The organism is Providencia sp. PROV223, assembly GCF_028479245.1.
GTDB classification, from domain to species: Bacteria; Pseudomonadota; Gammaproteobacteria; order Enterobacterales; family Enterobacteriaceae; genus Providencia; species Providencia rettgeri.
On record NZ_JAMPNG010000001.1, the window covers coordinates 1 to 19381 of the forward strand.

General features: G+C 39.0%; 17 protein-coding genes. 6 read left to right on the plus strand and 11 right to left on the minus strand.

Annotated features, from left to right (window positions below):
- From rsxC to PR767_RS00020, 4 genes are all read right to left on the minus strand, one after another.
- Positions 1 to 1780: electron transport complex subunit RsxC (gene rsxC, locus PR767_RS00005; protein WP_272519703.1), on the minus strand; the 1780-nt coding region annotated here is incomplete at its 3' end.
- Positions 1773 to 2387, minus strand: a complete 615-nt coding sequence (rsxB, locus tag PR767_RS00010) for an electron transport complex subunit RsxB (RefSeq protein WP_004910986.1) — start codon at positions 2385 to 2387, stop codon at positions 1773 to 1775. The genes rsxC and rsxB, both read right to left, overlap by 8 nt.
- Entirely contained in the window at positions 2387 to 2968 is a 582-nt protein-coding gene (gene rsxA / locus PR767_RS00015; protein WP_004910983.1) for an electron transport complex subunit RsxA, read from the minus strand. Before rsxA ends, rsxB begins: the two co-directional genes overlap by 1 nt.
- Positions 2969 to 3052: 84 nt before the next feature.
- On the minus strand, positions 3053 to 3493 hold the full coding sequence (locus PR767_RS00020; RefSeq protein ID WP_004910980.1) for a DUF2569 domain-containing protein: 441 nt from the start codon (positions 3491 to 3493) through the stop codon (positions 3053 to 3055).
- A 128-nt stretch (positions 3494 to 3621) separates the two neighbouring features.
- Here PR767_RS00020 and PR767_RS00025 point away from each other — a divergent pair, with 128 nt between their 5' ends.
- Positions 3622 to 4665 carry an oxidoreductase gene (locus tag PR767_RS00025; RefSeq protein WP_272519704.1) on the plus strand — a complete coding sequence of 348 codons (1044 nt, stop codon included), beginning with the start codon at positions 3622 to 3624 and terminating at the stop codon, positions 4663 to 4665.
- Between the two features lie 60 nt (positions 4666 to 4725).
- Positions 4726 to 5706: a bile acid:sodium symporter family protein gene (locus tag PR767_RS00030; protein ID WP_109912257.1), complete on the plus strand. Its 981-nt coding sequence runs from the start codon at positions 4726 to 4728 to the stop codon at positions 5704 to 5706.
- Between the two features lie 307 nt (positions 5707 to 6013).
- Here the strand turns inward: PR767_RS00030 and PR767_RS00035 are convergent, their stop codons facing one another.
- The 4 genes from PR767_RS00035 to manA all read right to left on the minus strand — a co-directional run bounded on the left by PR767_RS00035 (position 6014) and on the right by manA (position 11584).
- Complete coding sequence (locus PR767_RS00035; protein WP_272519705.1) at positions 6014 to 7228, minus strand: ADP-ribosyltransferase domain-containing protein; 1215 nt, start codon at positions 7226 to 7228, stop codon at positions 6014 to 6016.
- 230 nt (positions 7229 to 7458) lie between these two features.
- On the minus strand, positions 7459 to 8460 hold the full coding sequence (gene add, locus PR767_RS00040) for an adenosine deaminase (protein ID WP_272519706.1): 1002 nt from the start codon (positions 8458 to 8460) through the stop codon (positions 7459 to 7461).
- Between the two features lie 194 nt (positions 8461 to 8654).
- On the minus strand, positions 8655 to 10301 hold the full coding sequence (locus tag PR767_RS00045) for a YdgA family protein (protein WP_272519707.1): 1647 nt from the start codon (positions 10299 to 10301) through the stop codon (positions 8655 to 8657).
- A gap of 107 nt (positions 10302 to 10408) precedes the next feature.
- The gene (manA, locus tag PR767_RS00050; RefSeq protein WP_004910968.1) at positions 10409 to 11584 is read right to left on the minus strand and encodes a mannose-6-phosphate isomerase; all 1176 of its coding nucleotides are present in this window, start codon (positions 11582 to 11584) and stop codon (positions 10409 to 10411) included.
- Between the two features lie 179 nt (positions 11585 to 11763).
- On the opposite strand from manA, the gene fumC reads away from it, so the two are divergent.
- The gene (gene fumC, locus PR767_RS00055) at positions 11764 to 13161 is read left to right on the plus strand and encodes a class II fumarate hydratase (protein WP_004910966.1); all 1398 of its coding nucleotides are present in this window, start codon (positions 11764 to 11766) and stop codon (positions 13159 to 13161) included.
- Positions 13162 to 13221: 60 nt separating this feature from the next.
- Here the strand turns inward: fumC and tus are convergent, their stop codons facing one another.
- From tus to PR767_RS00070, 3 genes are all read right to left on the minus strand, one after another.
- Positions 13222 to 14139 carry a DNA replication terminus site-binding protein gene (tus, locus tag PR767_RS00060; protein ID WP_272519708.1) on the minus strand — a complete coding sequence of 306 codons (918 nt, stop codon included), beginning with the start codon at positions 14137 to 14139 and terminating at the stop codon, positions 13222 to 13224.
- Positions 14140 to 14272: 133 nt separating this feature from the next.
- Positions 14273 to 14851: a lytic polysaccharide monooxygenase gene (locus PR767_RS00065; protein WP_004910963.1), complete on the minus strand. Its 579-nt coding sequence runs from the start codon at positions 14849 to 14851 to the stop codon at positions 14273 to 14275.
- A gap of 84 nt (positions 14852 to 14935) precedes the next feature.
- Positions 14936 to 16207, minus strand: a complete 1272-nt coding sequence (locus PR767_RS00070; protein ID WP_109912251.1) for an MFS transporter — start codon at positions 16205 to 16207, stop codon at positions 14936 to 14938.
- Positions 16208 to 16332: 125 nt separating this feature from the next.
- On the opposite strand from PR767_RS00070, the gene PR767_RS00075 reads away from it, so the two are divergent.
- The 3 genes from PR767_RS00075 to bioD all read left to right on the plus strand — a co-directional run bounded on the left by PR767_RS00075 (position 16333) and on the right by bioD (position 19364).
- Positions 16333 to 17244, plus strand: coding sequence for a LysR family transcriptional regulator (locus PR767_RS00075; protein ID WP_004910958.1), 912 nt, complete (start codon positions 16333 to 16335; stop codon positions 17242 to 17244).
- A 91-nt stretch (positions 17245 to 17335) separates the two neighbouring features.
- Positions 17336 to 18547 carry an ROK family protein gene (locus PR767_RS00080; RefSeq protein WP_110731941.1) on the plus strand — a complete coding sequence of 404 codons (1212 nt, stop codon included), beginning with the start codon at positions 17336 to 17338 and terminating at the stop codon, positions 18545 to 18547.
- Between the two features lie 142 nt (positions 18548 to 18689).
- Positions 18690 to 19364 (plus strand): dethiobiotin synthase, encoded by a 675-nt coding sequence (gene bioD, locus PR767_RS00085; protein ID WP_004910953.1) that lies wholly within the window; start codon positions 18690 to 18692, stop codon positions 19362 to 19364.
- Positions 19365 to 19381 lie beyond the last annotated feature (17 nt).

A 19381-nucleotide genomic window follows, 5' to 3' on the forward strand; every position in this document is an offset into this window, starting at 1 on the left:
CACACGCAATAGCCGCAGCGACAGCCGGAATGGCAGGTTGTTCTTGAGCGGCTTTTTTAGCTTTGGCACGCGCAATAGCTGCAGCGACGGCATCTTTACGGGGATCATCCGTTGCTGTTATATCAACAGTTTCTGTTTGTGCATTAGCCAGCTTTTCAGCTTGTTTAGCACGAGCTTGGGCTTTACGAGCTTCGCGAGCGGCGATTACTGCACTATTGTCTGGGAGTTCACCGGAAACAATCTTAATGGGTTCCGCTGTCAGCGTTTGTTTGGCTTTAACTCGAGCTAAAGCCGCATTAACGGCATCTTTATCTGCACTATCGACTTGCACAGCAGCTTTTTTATGGCGTTCTTCTCGTGCTTGTTTATCACGTTCCATACGCAACTGTTTTGCTTCAAAACGCAATTTTGCTTCAGCAGCACGGCGCTCTTCTTGAGCAATTTCACGAATTTCTGCTTTTTCTTGACGATAATATTGCACTAACGGAATATTACTCGGGCACACATAAGCACATGCACCACACTCTATGCAGTCAAATAAATTATGTTTTTGCGCTTTTTCGTGTTCATCTCCTTTACTGAACCAGTAAAGTTGCTGAGGTAGTAGCGCAGCAGGGCAGGCCTCAACACACAACCCACAACGAATACACGCTTCTTCTAGTGCTTTAGGCCCCATTTCTTCCATTGTAGGAACCAGTAAACAGTTACAAATTTTCACGACAGGAACATTTAAGTCGGGTAGGGTAAAGCCCATTAAAGGCCCTCCCATAATCACCATTTGTTCTGGTTCAGGGTTAAAACCTGATTGCTGTAATAGATGTTTAACTGGAGTCCCTAAACGAGCCCAAAAATTACCCGGTTTGCTGATTGCTTCACCTGTGACAGTGACTACTCGTTCGATTAATGGCTGGCCATCGATAACCGCGCGTTTGATAGCAACCACAGTACCGACGTTTTGCATTAACACGCCAATTTGAGAAGAACGCGCACCGGATGGTACTTCTTTTCCCGTTAAAATTTTTGTCAGCTGTTTAGCACCACCTGATGGGTACTTGGTTGGTATAACTCGAATGAATATTTGTTTGTCTTGCGAGGTGATTGCATCTTTAAGTGCACGAATAGCTTCGGGTTTATTGTCTTCAATACCAATTAGTACCTGGTCTGGGTTCAATAAATGCTGTAAAACACGGCAGCCTTCAATAACTTCCTGTGCATGTTCTTGCATTAATCTATCATCGGCTGTGATATAAGGTTCGCATTCAGCCGCATTAATAATTAATGTTTTAATTGCATCTTGACCACCTGCCAATTTTGATGCGGTTGGGAAACCAGCACCGCCGAGACCCGCAATACCCGCTTGTTCAATTTTCTGTAGTAATTCAGCGCGGGTTAATTGAACGTAGTTAGGCTCTGGGTATAAAGTACACCATGTATCTTGGCCATCGGATGCAATACGTACACACAACTCTTTTAAGCCAGAAGGATGCGCTGTCACCATGGGTTCAATCGCAGTGATAACCCCTGAAGTTGAAGCATGAACAGGCACAGTACGTCCAAGGCCTTTAGTTAAAGGCTGGCCTTTTAAAACGAAGTCACCGACTTGAACAATCAGTTCACCTTCAGGGCCTAAATGTTGTTGTAATGGGATAACCAGTTCATCAGGTATTGATGCAATACGCATTGGTGTTTGGCTTGATTGTAGCTTCATTTCAGGCGGATGGATCCCGCCTTTGAAATCCCAAATATTATCTTTTTTCAACCAATTAAAGAGCTTAAGCATGAGTTTCACCCCTTGCTTTAGTTACAAATGGTTCATTGGGTTCAACATTGATATTTTTGACTGGGATGGTGTTTAAATCCCATTTCCAATTGGCTGTGGTGGTTTTCACGGGAACAAGCTCAATACAATCGGTAGGGCAAGGGGCTACACACAGGTCACATCCTGTGCACAAATCTTCAATAACGGTATGCATGGCGCGGGTTGCACCCACAATAGCATCAACAGGGCAGGCTTGAATGCATTTAGTACAACCGATGCAGTTTTCTTCATCGATAATAGCAACTTTACGAACTGGATTTTGCGCGGCTTCATCACCATCGATTGGTTGGGGGTCAACATTAAGCAACTCAGCGATTTTTAGCATGACTTGCTCACCACCAGGGGCGCATTTGTTGATCATTTCCCCATTATTTGCAACCGCTTCAGCGTAAGGACGGCAGCCAGGGTAACTGCATTGACCGCACTGACTCTGAGGTAATATCGCTTCAACTTGTTCAACAATAGGGTCAGCCTCAACTTTGAATCGTAATGAGGCATACCCTAAAATCAGCCCAAAAATAAGGCCAAAAACGGCTAATATACCGATAGCAATCCATACAGACATCATTAGAATTTCACCAAACCACTAAAGCCCATAAACGCGAGAGACATCAAGCCAGCAGTTATTAACCCAATTGACGAGCCCTTAAAAGGAGCAGGAACATTGGCAACAGCTAAACGTTCGCGAATAGCGGCAAATAACACCATCACTAATGAAAAACCCACAGCAGCGCCAAAACCATACACGGCAGACTGCATAAAAGTATGAGACATATTAATATTTAATAAGGCAACACCAAGAACCGCGCAGTTGGTGGTAATTAAAGGCAGAAAAATACCAAGTAAACGGTAAAGCGTTGGACTCGTTTTCCTCACCACCATTTCAGTAAACTGTACAACGACAGCAATCGCTAAAATAAAACTTAGCGTTCGCAAATAGATGAGGTCGAGAGGAATGAGGATGAGAGTGTCAATCAACCAAGAACTGATTGACGCTAATGTCATAACAAACGTCGTTGCTAAGCCCATTCCAATGGCGGGTTCGAGTTTTTTTGAGACGCCCATAAAAGGGCATAAGCCTAGGAATTTAACGAGAACGAAGTTGTTAACCAGTACTGTTCCAACAAAGAGTAATAGATAATCAGTCATGCTATTGCCTGAAATGAAAAAAGAACAAAAACTGACCGAAGCCAGTTAAACTATCATTATGATATCAAGCAATTTATGTGATGCTTATCGATCTTGTGTGAAAGTCATTTTTACACGTTGGGACCGTTTTAAATAAGGGACAAAGAAACCTGCACCAATTAAAGGCCACGCTAAGACTTGCAAAGCAGTTTCATCATCAATAGGTGAAAATGCGAAGGTTTTTATACCTAATAATAATAAAATCATTAACCAAATAATAAAGCGGCGGGGAAAATGTTTTGAACGAGAAAACATTAGCTGCAACACATGGATACTGAAAATAGTCATCCCAATAGTAATCGCGAATGACAGATACCATGCGGCAGGAATAAAGCTTGTCCAATGGTCAACAGTCGTGACAATCTCATAAAACTTAATGCAATACATGACAGTCATACTGCAAACAGCTAAAAAGGTTAATAACAAATAGATTGCTGGAACTAATAACCAGCCAGTGATGCGGTTGGCGTCATAAACTGAAGTCATAATCAATAAAACCCATTTTGGCGAAGTCGCTGGACAATTTACAATCCTATCATAGATTTATTTGCCATTTCATTCCTTCTGATGGTACTTTTTATCTCCACCTGTGTTTATCGTTGTATGAGGTCTAAATGTCTAAACCAATTAAAGTTGCGATCGTCGGATATGGCTATGCTAGCAAAACATTTCATGCTCCCTTCCTTGACATTTTAGAAGGGTATGATTTAACAACGATTTCTAGCAGTGACCCGAGTAAGGTTAAGGCTGATTGGCCAAATGTTCATGTTGCCGCCTCTCCGGAAGCTATTTTTGCTGATAAAGATATCGAACTCGTCGTTATTCCTACGCCTAATGATACTCATTTTCCTCTCGCACAAGCGGCATTAGCAGCGGGAAAACACGTTGTTGTTGATAAACCATTTACATTAGATGTCTCACAAGCTGAACAATTGAAACAACAAGCGGAGCAAGCTGGAAAATTACTGTCGGTTTATCATAACCGCCGTTGGGACTCTGGTTTTTTAACCGTTAAAAAAATCTTAGAAGAAGGTAAGCTCGGGGATATTAAATACTATGAATCACATTTTGATCGTTATCGCCCACTGGTTAGGCAACGCTGGCGTGAAGCGGATATTCCCGGAGCCGGTATTTGGTATGACCTAGGTCCGCATTTATTAGACCAAGTCTTACAATATTTTGGCAGGCCGTTAGGGATCAATGTTGATCTTGCCATGATCCGCCCAAATGCACAGGCAGTGGATTACTTCCATGCCGTTTTGCAATATGCCGATAAAAAGGTGGTATTACATGCAACAACATTAGCTGCTGCACCAACGCCGATATATGTTATTCATGGCATGAATGGTAGTTATGTTAAATATGGTTTAGACACCCAAGAAGACTGCTTAAAGAGCGGCCAACGTCCAGAAGGGGCTGATTGGGGAATTGATACCAACATGGGTAATGTGACGCTGTCACAAGATGATGAGCTGATAACACAATCTTGGCCAAACCAACGTGGTAATTATGGTGGTTATTATCAAGGGATACATGATGCAATTCGCCATGGTAAACCAAATCCTGTCACCCCGAGCGAAGCGATAGATATTATGAAACTTATTGAAGCAGGTATACGTTCGGCAAAAGAAAAACGGACTATCGAAGAAATATTTTAACGTCATCAACGCTCACTATAAGGCCAGTTAACATAACTGGCTTTTATTATGGATAATCGAATGAATTTGCTAGCTAAACTGAGAATAGACCCATTTTTACTTATCATGATTGGTGTTGTCATTCTAGCCAGTCTTTTTCCTTGTGAAGGTGACATAAAAACGGGGTTTCAATATTTAACTACAGCTGCAATTGCATTGTTGTTCTTTATGCATGGAGCTAAGTTATCTCGTGAATCAATCATGGCGGGGATAGGGCACTGGCGTCTACATCTCCTGGTTTTTGCGAGTACATTTATTGTATTTCCTATTGTAGGATTAGGACTTGCGGTGATTGTACCTAAATGGATGTCACCGACTGTGTATATGGGTTTTTTATACCTGTGTGCTTTACCTGCAACCGTACAATCAGCAATTGCGTTCACATCAGTGGCCGGTGGGAATATTGCCGCAGCTATTTGTAGTGCATCGGCATCGAGTATTCTTGGGGTTTTTCTTTCGCCAATCTTAGTTGGCTTATTGATGGATGCTGATGGTAGCCAAGCCATGGATACGCTCAATGCGATAGGGTCTATCTTAATGCAATTGATGCTCCCGTTTGTTGTGGGGCATTTATCTCGACCATTGATTGCCAATTGGATTAACCGTAATCGTAAGTTAGTGAATATGACTGACCGGTCTTCAATATTGTTAGTGGTTTATGTGGCATTTAGTGAAGCCGTTGTAGAGGGGATTTGGCAGAAAATAGATGCATTTTCACTCTTAATGATAGTGGTTGTTACTTGCGTTATTTTATTTATTGTCATTGTATTTAATACGTTAGCTGCACGGTTGTTAGGTTTTAGCAAAGAAGACGAAATTACCATCGTTTTCTGTGGATCGAAAAAGAGTTTAGCGAATGGAGTACCAATGGCGAACGTGTTATTTCCTGCTGCGACAGTGGGGGTTATTTTATTGCCATTGATGATCTTCCACCAAATACAACTGATGGTCAGCGCTGTACTTGCTCAGCGTTATGCGAAAAGGCTATCAACTAAGGACTGACAATAGGGCAATCATGGGGTTTTGTTCTGACAAAATAGGCCATTACCCCTCAATTAGATTTATAACCGATCTCCTAAGCATACACGCCTTTTAGTTACAACATACAAATAATTATATAATTAACAATAGAGCCGCTGCTTATGCGGTGGATGCTAATAATCGATGATGTTATTTTAAGTAACGCATTGTTTTTAGACAGGCTTAATATATTCAGAAAGCGCGGTAGGGTTAATTATTTTACGCTAAAGTTCAAAAAAGCCTATAAAAAGAAAAATAATTGTTATAGGCTCAAAAACAAACTCTCGAACTAGTAAGGTAATAGTTGTGCGTCTTTTTGAGATTTAACTTCTGTTAACTCAATTTTATATATATTTTCTTTGGAGTTTTTTACAATATTGTTGACACTAAAGTTTGCCAGCGGTGAGTAGAGTACTTCACTTTCATTATTATTAAAGCTTAGCCCAGCTTGCGGAGTGATCCCGTTGCCACTATTGCCTTTCACTAAAAACATAACTTTAACATCATCTTGGCTCTGGTTGGCAAAAGACTTAGCAATATCATTTCTACTCGACGTTGAAAAAAATTGCCCTAACTGATAAACCGTCTTATTATCGCTTTTTTTGTCGGCATTAAAATTATTAATTAAAGTATTTAAGCCATCACTAGTCATACCTTGCCCACGATGGGTGGTTGCTGTTGTACTTGACGGTGAATACCAATTTTTAGCAGCGGTTTTCACTAACTCATTTAAATTATCACTGTTACATTTTAATTCAAATTTAATGTGGCTATTTCCTTTTGAAAAAATATCTGAGCCATGTACTCGCTCATATTCAGCAATGACTTTACTACCACTTAAAGAGCCACCTTGTTTGCCATTACCAAAAATATAGCGGGCCTCATTGTTGATTGCTTTACAACCTTCATTACTTTGGTAGATAGAAGAAAATTGCTGACGCTTAATTTTTAGCTGTTCAGCTGCTTTCTTATTATCGGCTTCTTGTGTTTTAATCGTGTTTAATTGAGTTTCTATTGGGGCAAGCTCTTTACTGAGACTAGTAATTTGTTGTTGAGCATTTTTATTGTTATCGGTCAGTGATGATAAGGTTGATTCATTTTTTGCTTTCAACTTCGTGAGCAAGTTAGTTGAATCGGCGACAGTAACACTTTTTGCTGTTACATTTAATAAGGTTGCCGCGGCAGTGCGTTCAGTTTGGTAGCGGCCACTGGAAAAAATATTTTTTAGTACATTACTTCCTTGGCCTAATTTAAAATGCCCATTTTTGAGGCGGACTTGGCTATCTTTTCCATGTTGGTCAGAGATACTCTTCAGCTCTTTTAAGAATGACATATTATGTTTGATAAATTCTTTTAATTCTGTCATTTCCGCTTTATTCGTTTCTATTGTAGTTTTAATTTTATTAATATTGCTAACTAAACTATTTTTTTGCGATATGAGCTGCTGTTTTAAATTTGGGCTAGCTATATGTTGTGTTGAAGTACTTGAGTTAATAATAGTCATGCTGATTTTCCTAAATGAATATATAAGATGTTTTTTATTAATATATAAAATATGAATATATAGGCTTGCGTAAAACGATTTTTAAATAGTAAGAGAGCGGCTAACTAAAAAAATAGGGCAGATATTAACAATCTCATATAGCAGCATGCAGGCCAAAGATTTTTCGGAAGGGGAATTTTAAGGATATTGAGATAGAGGGGCAGATCCCCTCTAAATCTTAACTAAATAAATTAGCGATTGGCGACTTTTTTTGACAGCGCATTTTTCTCACTATCCGAAAAAAATGCCATACTCAGACCATTTCGTTGTGCTTGTTCTATTTCTGCTGCCGTTAAACCAGCTTGTGGGGCAGCTACTTCATATTCATGGCGTAACTCAATCCCTTGAACTGCAGGGTCATCTGTATTAATTGAAGCCAGAACACCTTGTTGTAAAAAGTTTTTTAACGGGTGTTGAGCTAAGGATGGAACTGCACTTGTTTGAATATTCGACGTTAAACAGCTTTCCATGCCAATTTGATGTTTTACTAAATACTCAATTAGAGCAGGGTCTTCTATTGCTTTAACGCCATGACCAATTCGTTGTGCGCCTAATACCTTAATAGCATGCCAAATACTGTCTGCACCAGCCGCTTCACCTGCATGAACAGTAATATTTAACCCAGTATCTCTAGCTTTAATAAAATGTGACTCAAAGAGCTCTCCAGGGAATCCGAGCTCATCTCCCGCTAAATCTAATGCGCATAAATGATCCCGATGCGCTAATAATCCTTGCAGCTCAGTTGTACAGGCTTGTTGGCCAAAAGTACGGCTTAAAATACCAATTAAATTAATTTTAATATCAAATTGTTGGCACCCTGCACGTACACCATCAACAATGGCTTCAACGACACCTTCAACAGGCAATTGGTGTTTCATCGCCATATAATAAGGGGAAAAGCGCAGCTCTGCGTAATCAATACCTGCATTAAAGGCATCTTCAACATTTTCAAATGCCACGCGGCGACAGGCATCTAAGTTTGCTAAAACAGCGACCCCCCAATCAAGTTTTGCTAAGAAACCGACTAAGTCAGCTTCTTGTCCTATAATTTGGACATGAGGGCGTAATGCTTCAAGCTCTGAAGCAGGTAATTGAATATGGTGTTGCTCTGCTAAGGAGAGAATTGTTTCTGGACGGATGTTGCCATCAAGATGGCGGTGTAAATCGGTTAAAGGTAAATGTGTTTTAATCACGGAATGATCCTTTATCTATTTTCTATCCTCATTTTGGCTTTTATTTCGCTAAAGGCAATTGTAAATCACGAAAAATGTGAAACGCGATCAATAATTACATTTTAAATGTGATTAAAATCACGTTTATTTTGCGATGCAAATAAAAAAGCCAGCTAATATTAACTGGCTTTTGTGATTAAATTATATCAATTAGATTAGTTAGCTGGCGCTGCATCTTGTGGTGCTAATTCAGGCTCAACTTCCATTCCTGGTGCTGGTTCTGCATCTGGAGCAGGTACTGCTTCATATTCTAATGCATCTTCTGGATTAGACATCACTTTCATCTTAGTGAGGAACTCAGCTAAGGTATATTTGTCATTATTGAATGTCAGGTCATTACCTGCAAATTTGATAGTCATAGTTAAATCATTTTCGCTATCAATCATCCAAGGTGATTTTTTCTGTTTAGCTTTTTCAGCGCGTTCTTCATCCGTCATAAACATTTCTTCAAACGGAGAAGAGAACATATCTGAAGTCAGCATTTGCTGAACACCTTCAAACTCAGAAGTGACCATGCCTTTCATTTCTTTTTTCGTGTTAGCATCAACTGGAACACCTTGATCTAAAATCATTGCTTGAGTCATTGATTCGATCACCATTGGTTTATTCAGTTTTAAATTGAAATCAAAAGAAGTAATGAGCTGCTTGATAGCTTCATCAACTTTGTTAGACATTGCTAACGCAGTAATTTCGTCTTGGTTCCATTTATTGAATGTGATGTTTAGGTCAATTGAGCTTTGGCCAGCTTCATTTTTCCAGTAGAAAGGGCTAACCGTGAATACCGGCTTGCTCTTCATTAGCTCTGGCAATGTCGTAGACATCATTTCCATAGCTAAACGCTCTGTTGCTTCAGTTGGGTCGCCATTAGCTAAACCTTGTGCTAAAGCTTCATTATATTGCTCAACGAATTTACCTAATGCTTTTGCATCTAATTTTTCAATAGCAACCGTCAGTTCGCCTGAACCTAAGTTTTGCTCTAATGCTTTTAAGTCAGAGATGCTATAAGAAATATTCCCTTTCACATCTTCGCCAGTAATAGAGGTGTCACTTGAAATTTTGAAATCTTTAAAAGAGAATTTGGTTTCAGGAATGTTGAAATTTGTATCCGCAATAACAAATGACTGGGTTCCGGTGTAGAAGCCATATTGTGATTTTGTCACATTAGAGACTAATTTTAAGCCTTTTAGTGTCATAGATTCAGAGTTATCTTTCTTACCGATAACTAAATTATCAGTGACTAAAGTTGCATCTACAGCAGCAAGGTCGGAAGTCGTTGATACATCAAACTTAGAACCACTGAAAGATAATGAAACGTCATCTTTCTTATACTCGACAGGGATCAGCTCTAAATTGGTATCAATACTTTTACTATAGCCAATGACCGCAGAACCATGAATAAATGGTTTACCTTGTGTCGCTTCAAACAATTCTTTTGTTGTTGCGTTGTTAGCTAATTCAATTTGCGTCGCTGCTAATTTTGGTAATAAATTAAACTTAGCGACTTGTGATAATGGGAATGGACCATGATCAATATTCGTTTTAAATACGATAGAGTCGTCTGGTGATGCAGAATCAGCAGAGGTGATTACGATATCCGCTTTAGATGAAAAAACACCTTTTTCATAATTTTCTACTTTAAAATTCAAACCTGACTCAGGCACATTTACAGCAAAAAAATCGTTGGTTTTGAGGATTACTCTATCAAGTTCATCTTTTACTTTAGAACCTGTATACCATGAAGCTCCGGTCCACACTGCACCCAGAGCAACAATAACACCAACCGCGACTAATGACTTTTTCATTATAAACATCCATCCTTTCAGTACGTTATTGCCGTACTTATCAATTTATAAAAGTTTTAAATAACCGCCATTCATTGAATGAAGACGGTTAAATACAGAATATGACTCTATTTGTTAAATACTCGGGCTAGTTTACCACTGCCATTAATGGTTATGCTTTTCTCATAAGCCGGTAAAAAAACAGATTCACCTGAATTAATGCATATTTCATCATTACCTGAATGCAAAACTAACTGGCCTTCAATACAGAACAAAATTGAGGCACTATTGTTAGATAGCGCAACTTCCGAGTGGTCTATAGAATATATATTAAATGCAAAATCTTCTACTGGAATATTATATTTCCAGATATTTCCAGATTTTTCGGGAATGCTTAATAAATCCTTTGCAAACGTAGGCTTAAAGTCAATATTAGCAATCAGCTCTGGAATATCTATGTGCTTGTTTGTTAACCCGGCACGCAGCACATTATCGGAATTTGCCATCACCTCTAACCCAACACCTTCAAGATAGGCATGCGGTGTTCTTGCATATAAGAACATCGCTTCACCAGGCTCTAATTCAACGATATTAAGAAGAAGTGGGGTAAATAGCCCATTATCTTCAGGGTACAGGCTTACCATTTGTTTTATCGAGTTCCATGGTTCACCTTGTCGGCTATTTAACGCGGCTTTCAATACACCAAGCGCTAAATCTTTTTGTTCACCTGTCAGATTAAGAATTTGTGCAAATAAACGTGATAATTTTTCTTCAGTTGGGTCCTGAACAAATAGCTGAATATCCGGATGTGCTGCTGAAACAAAATCCAGCAATTGTGCAATTTCGTCGAGTGGGCGAAACGCATTCATAGCTTTAAAAGGCGTTAATGCAAAGATTAATTCAGGTTTATGGTTATCGTCTTTATAGTTGCGTATTGGGGAGTCTAATGGGATCCCGGCTGAGTTTTCTTTGGCAAACCCAACTTCAGCATAAGTTTTATTTGGGTGTACCTGAACAGATAACGGTTGAGCTGCACATAACACCTTAAATAAATAAGGTAAGCGGTGATAAGTTTGTGCGACATGCTGGCCTAAATAGGTTTCAGGAGCACTTTCGATTAAGACATTAAGTGGAATGCTTTGATTTTTTTCCTCATCGAGAACTTCAGAGCTTGCTTTTGGATGAGCTCCCATCCAAAGTTCAGCCATAGGTAAGTTATCAGGGTTTGAAATCCCATATAGCTTAGTCAGGGCTGTTTTACTGCCCCAGTCATAGTTTTGGACTTTGTTTATCATTTTAAGCATAGCAAAATTCTCTTTTTCATAAAAATCAACTGATTTCCTTTTCACTACAGTACAATAAGCTCGACCAAGTCTCATAAATGAAATTCAATTTGTGGCATTATACTGCTCGGTTATTTGCTTACCTGCAAGCAGATGATTCTAAAATCAATTATTCTGTGTATGTACCTAAGGAGATAGTAATGGCAGCCACTCGCATTGAAAAAGACTCAATGGGACCAATTGAAGTACCTGCTGACCAATTGTGGGGCGCGCAAACGCAGCGTTCTTTAGAACATTTCCGTATATCTGTAGAAAAAATGCCTGTTGCGTTGATTCACGCACTCGCTATCACAAAAAAAGCCGCTGCTAGTGTCAATATGGATCTTGGATTATTAGCCAAAGAGCGCGGTGATGCAATCATTGCTGCTGCTGACGAAGTCTTAGCTGGCAAACATCCAACGGAATTTCCTCTCGCTATTTGGCAAACAGGTTCTGGTACGCAAAGTAACATGAACATGAACGAGGTTTTAGCTAACCGTGGTAGCGAAATTCTCGGAGGCCAACGTGGCAATGATCGTCTTATTCACCCTAATGATGATGTGAATAAAAGTCAAAGTTCAAATGATGTTTTCCCAACGGCAATGCACGTTGCTGCGGTTGTCGCAATCCGCGAACATCTTCTCCCAGAACTGAAAGTTTTGCATCAAACATTAGATGCAAAAGCGAAAGAATTTAAAGATATCGTAAAAATCGGTCGTACTCACTTACAAGATGCAACCCCACTGACATTAGGTCAAGAAATTTCAGGTTGGGCTGCAATGTTGGCGCATAATGAAAAACACATTGAAAACGCTGTTCCGCATGTGTGCGAATTAGCGTTAGGTGGTACAGCAGTAGGAACTGGTTTAAATACGCATCCAGAATATGCAGTGCGTGTTGCGAAAAAAATCGCAGAATTAACTGGCCAGCCATTTGTTACAGCGCCTAATAAATTTGAAGCATTGGCAACGTGCGATAGCCTTGTGCACGCACACGGTGCTTTAAAAGGTTTGGCTGCCTCTTTAATGAAAATTGCGAACGATGTTAGGTGGTTAGCATCTGGCCCACGTTGCGGCATTGGTGAAATTTCAATTCCAGAAAATGAGCCAGGCAGCTCAATCATGCCCGGTAAAGTTAACCCGACGCAGTGTGAAGCATTAACCATGTTATGCGCACAAGTGATGGGAAATGACGTTGCTGTTAATATTGGTGGTGCGTCTGGTAATTTTGAGCTGAATGTATTCCGCCCAATGCTAATTGATAACTTCTTACAATCCGTTCGTTTGTTAGCGGATGGTATGCGTAGCTTTAATGAGCACTGTGCGATTGGCATTGAACCAAACCGTGAGCGTATTGAAAAATTACTTCATGAATCATTAATGCTAGTAACAGCTTTAAATACTCACATTGGGTACGATAAAGCGGCAGAAATCGCTAAAAAAGCGCACAAAGAAGGGCTGACTTTGAAAGAGTCTGCATTGAAACTCAACTATTTAACTGAAGAACAATTCAATGATTGGGTTCGTCCAGAAGATATGGTGGGCAGCATGAAATCTTAAGCTAGCCAATTAAACTAGCGAGTATATAACACCCATACTGTTTTACAGATGGGTGTTTTTTTAGCGCTCAATATACAAATTTAAGCGTGGTATTAATAATTCAACTGCTTTTGCTTTAGGGCGATTACGAATAACAATGCTATTTGCATGGTAATCGGGGAGTTCACCGACTTTAATTTCGGCCACTGTTTTTTCGAGCGCAAAAACAAACAAAGGGGTTGCACAGGCAAACTGCGTTTGTTTCTGTTGTTCTTTATCCCACACTCGAGCTATTGGCTGAACTTTGACAGGACGTTGAGTTTTCAAAACCGCATTATGGGGTAGGGAATCAATTAACCGAATTTCATTTTCCAATTGTAAAAGCCAGTGTTCTTTAGGTAAATGAAGAGGGGAGCGACCACTTTCTAAACTTGCTTGTAAACGGTCTAGTACTGTTTCTTTGGTCACTTTATTAATGACTTTTTTATTCGCCCAACCAAAATTAATCGTATCGATATCAACCAATGAGGTGAGGGTGCGGTAAGTATTTAGTGTTAGCAGTCCATGTAAACTGCTACGTATAAATTCGAATCGATGTGGTTCGTTAACTTGAGTGACTATTGCTTTTATATGCATCTTTAACTCATTGATCTTTGATATTAATGAATTAAAGTCACGATACGCCTGTAAATTGGTTTGTATACATATTGCCCCAGGTAAGCGGATAGCGGCTTTATTGCTAATTTCTTCAGATTTATTCTGTAAAAATAACAAGTTAATTAATTTTATTGTTTCTTTTACTGCATCATGGCTCACCACCGTTTCCACTGCGATTTGTTCTATCTCATTATTTTCTTCACCTTTGATTATCGAAGGTAATTGAAATACATGGGCTGTAAATGGTACTTGCTTTGATTGATCCAATAGCAAAAGGCTAAATTGGTTTATTTGTGATTCCAATTCATTAAACGTATTAATCAGGTCTTGTTTATTTGTCATTTAGTTACAACATTCAATATGTGGTAAACAATAATTAACATTAACTATCGTGTTTATCAATAAAAAATAAAGCCTAAAAGGGCAAGTGGGTATTTTAACACTTGTCCTTCTCTTATTATGACTTACGTTTACGCTAATTTATTTCTGCATCAATGACTTGGTAAAACGCATTTACCGTATCATTTATTGTCCAAATTGCTAAAATCACATGGTAACCTTTTTGATTCTTCGGTAATACGCAATTGTGCTCCACGCTCTCCCCTGGAATTTCTACACGTTCAAATTTACAAAATGGGGTTAGTATAAACTGTTTACGCGATAACGGCGAATTGGGTTGCCAATCTGGTTTAGTGATGAAGTATTCCCATTTTGTTGTTTTATGTTTCGCAGTAATGCGCCATTTAAACCTAACATTTGGTGAATTTATAATAGCTCGTTGCCACCGAACAGTAGTTTGTATGTCTAAGGGAGAAAAAAGAGCATTAGCTGCACTGGCAATTTTACCATCGGCTGGGCCGTATTTGGGAAAGCCTTGTTTGCCTTCAATGGATTGCGGTTCATATTGCACTGGGCCACATTGCTTATTTACCCCTAACTTACAATAGTATGAACGACTTTCAGGGGACTTAACATAGCCATGCGACCAGACCACAAAACTGCAACAAAAAAGCAATGGTGCAAATAAAAATGATTTTATAGAGAATGATTTCATTGGGTTTCCTCGTTATTAATAGACACTCATATCATCTACTAATAACGGGAGAAAATGGTAGTTTAACCTTTATCAGCCTCTAATCTACTGGTTATAACAAATTGATTTTAAACGACAAGCGATGATAAGACCGATAAACAGTATGCCAGCGATAAATAGCGCAACACCCGTCCAACCAAAGTGTTCCCAAAATAAACCACCGACTGTACCTGCGATACTTGACCCTGCATAATAACTGAATAAATACAGAGAAGAAGCTTGTCCTCGTGCTCGTTTCGCTCTACGTCCCACCCAGCTACTGGCAACAGAGTGCGCAGCAAAAAAACCGGTTGTTAGTACCGTCATCCCAAATAAAACTAACCACACATTCGAACACAATGTGATTAAAATACCAATTAACATCAAGGTAATAGAAGCTATCAATATACGACCAAGCCCATATTTTTGAGTTAGGCTTCCTGTTTTAGTCGCACTGTAAGTCCCTGTTAAATAAATAACAGATAGCAAGCCAACCGTAGACTGAGAAAATGAATAAGGTGCGTCAAGTAAACGATATCCGATGTAGTTATACATTGTGACAAAACCACCCATCAAGACAAAGCCTTCGATAAATAGAAAAGGTAAACCTTTGTCTCTAAAGTGTAGATGTAAATTAACCCATAGATTTTTAGGTTTTAAAGAACTCGCGCGGAAATGTTGAGAAGGGGGCAGTAAGCGCCAAAAGCCAATTGCGGCAATCAAGGCTAACGAACCTAAAATAACGACAGCAACACGCCATGAATAAAAATCTGCGATCACCCCCGTCATTAGCCGGCCACTCATACCTCCCAGCGAGTTGCCACTAATATACAACCCCATAGATAGTGCAACATAACTAGGGTGGATCTCTTCACTTAAATAGGTCATAGCCACTGCAGCAACACCGCTTAGCGATAAACCAACTAATGCTCTGGCAATTAAGATCCCTTGCCAGCTCTGCATGATTGAGCTGAGTAGAGTAAATAATGCAGCGCAGGTCAATGCAATAACCATCACATTCTTACGGCCTATTGCGTCTGAAATTGGCCCAGTAATTAATAACCCTAATGCCATTAAGCCTGTACTCAGTGATAATGATAAACTTGCTGTTGCAGGGGAAATGTTAAAATCTTCTGACAGCATAGGCAAAATTGGCTGAACGAAATACAGCAAAGCAAATGTGGCAAAACCAACGGTAAAAAAGGATAAGGTCACACGTAAATACAGCGCGTCATCTCTTTGTATGTAATGTTTTTTTGGTGTGGTATGTCCCTGTAAGGGTGTTCTTATTCCTTCATTAGGTTGCTCAGATGTAAGGCTATTTTGTGAGTGTTCCATGTTTATTCCTTGTCATACCAACACACTTGATTTCGATCAAAGAATAGAAATTTTTTAGTTTTTTGTCTAATATATTAATTATTCATAATAATACTTTAAACATATTAATGGGTATTAACCAAACGATGAGTATAGAACTTAGACATCTTCGATACTTTATTGCTGTCGCGGAAGAACTTCATTTTGGTAGAGCTGCTGAACGATTGCATATTTCTCAGCCCCCTTTAAGTCAGCAAATACAAATACTTGAAGAGAAAATTAATGCAAAACTATTGGAAAGAAATAACCGAAATGTGGCCTTAACGGCAGCGGGGACTATGTTCTTAAAAGAAGCATATCAAATTTTAGCTCAAGTCGATGCAGCAGCAACAAAAGCAGCTCGCATGGAAAAGGGTGAACTTGGAGAGTTATCCATTGGTTTTACTTCAACTACGCCATTTATGCACAAAGTTACGATGAGCTTACGGCAATATCGAGAAGCTTACCCTGAAGTTTCTATTCATATGCACCAGATGAATACCAAACAACAGATAGCGCCATTAATTACGGGGCGAATTGATATTGGTATTATGAGAAATACGGTATTACCAGAACAATTGGATTATCAACTATTATTTAAAGAGCCTTTTATGGTAGCCGTCTATGAGGGACATCCATTATTAGAATTTATTGATGTAGGCGTAGATATTCAACAACTTGCTGATTATCCTTTTATTTTCTTTGAGCGCGATGTTGGTACAGCATTATATGATGAAATAAATCAATTACTAACATCTGCGGGAGTGGTTCCAACCATTTCTCAAGAAGCCGGGGAAGCCATGACTATTTTGGGACTAGTTTCCGCTGGTATGGGAATATCAGTGATTACAGAATCATTCACGCGTATGAAAATTGATGGTGTAAAATACTTAAAACTCACTAATCTTAATGCTTCATCTGAAGTCTGGTTAGTCTACAATACACGTAGAACATTGCCCTCCGTCGCAAAAAAATTAACGAATCTTTTGATGGCCAACATTGTTGGTAACCAAAAGTGAGCAAGTTCACACTTTTAATGTAAATGAAATCATTCATACACAGATTAAGGCATAATAACTCATTGCTTTATAAAGGAATTGAATTATTACCATGGTGAATCAAACTGGCCATATAGACCAAATCAAACAATTAAATACGGGTATTGTTTACCGTATCATTGATCAACATGGTCCAATTTCGCGTATTGCTTTGTCAAAACAAGCACAGCTTGCGCCCGCTAGTATCACCAAAATTACACGTGAACTTATGGATGCTCACTTAATTAAAGAATTAGAGTTTCCGGTACTCGGTCTGCGCGGACGCCCAGCAGTCGGGTTAGTCATTGAAAGTGAAGGGTGGCAATTTTTAGCTATTCGTATCGAAGGCCAAAAACTCACGATTTCTCTGAAAGAAATTAACGCAGTTACCTTAGCTCAAACAGAGTATCCATTTACACCGCTAGGAAATAGCGAATTTATCGATTTTCTTTCTGAATTAATTAGTCAATTCTTTGCCAGCCAGCAAAAAATATTAGAAAGAGTCACCGCGATAAGTATCCTTATTGATGGTATTTTAGACCCTCATACTGGCGTTATTTATCAGCATTCTTCTTTTAAAATCCACCAACTTGCCATCGCAGAATATCTTACCAAGCAAACTGGTTTACCCGTTTATTTACATCCGCCAGTGGATGCTTTAGCCTTAATGGACCTCTTCTCCCATCAGGAAAAAAGAAAAGAAAAAAATATCATTTACTTACAGCTACAAAATGTTGTTAATGTCATGGTATTAAACCATGGGACAACATTGGATACGAATACCCATCGGCCTATTCTATTCGGCCATACTCAATGTGAGCCTGAACAAAATAACGTTTGCTACTGTGGTAGCTATGATTGCTTAGAAACCCATACGTCCATTCCTGCAATATTACAACAAGCTAATAATTTGCTAATAAACTACCCAGATTCATTTTTGCATCAGCAAGATATCTCAATGGATAAAATTTGCGCTGGCGCAATTCTAAACGACAGTCTTTGTGTTTATCTTATTAATAAAGTTGCACAACAGTTGGCAAAACCGTTAGCACTGATGGTAAATTTATTGGGTAGTCAGCTCATTTTGGTTAATTCTCCTTTGAATCAAGATTCTGATCTGTTTTTAAAATGTTTACATAAACATATAAATAAACTTTCTATTCCTCTGTATTCGTCTACATTAGTGATAGAAAAATCTACATTTAGCATCAAAGATAGTGAAACTTCATTAATACAGCGAGCGTTATACGATGGTTCACTTCTACTACAACTATTACAAGGCTAAAACAATTCGATAATATTTACACTATCGTACACAAAATTGAGCTAACGCAAACTTCTCACTTACCCATTCCAATAAACTGAATCCATATCATTTTTGCAGCTTATTGCTGTATAAGTCTGTCACTTCAGGATAGAAAAAGACCATGATCAATCTATTTGTTACCGGGACAGATACAGATGTCGGGAAGACAGTATCGACGCTTGCCATCCTGCAAGCACTAAATAGCCAAGGAATTAAAGCCGTGGGCTACAAACCTATTGCTGACCAATGCATTGATACCCCTGAAGGAATCAGAAATAAAGATGCATTGCTAATTCACAGTGTTTCTAAAGACCTAGTTTCCTACGATGAAGTTAATCCTGTGCGTATCACGGACAATTACAGCCATGAGAACAGCATTGATTTCAATAAAATAAAGCATGGTCTAGACCATTTACATCATCAATGTGACATGGTTGTTATCGAAGGTAATGGGGGATGGCGCTATTTGCTTGATGACAATACTTTTTATGCAGACTGGTTAAAAGGCCAGCCGGTCGGTGTTATCTTAGTCGTAGGTATTCAACATGGCTGTGTTAATCATGCACTATTAACTGCGGATGCAATCCGAGCAGATGGATTACCATTAATCGGTTGGATGGCAAACCGTATCAACCCAGGGTTAGCGCACTATGCTCAAATAATTGATCGGTTACAACATCATATTAAGGCCCCATTAATTGGGGAAATCCCATATTTATTGCGGCCGGAAGAAAGAGAGCTAGGGCATTATCTCAATACAGATAAACTGCAAGAGCTTATCGCTATTCCTAATTAATTGCATTAATAACCCAA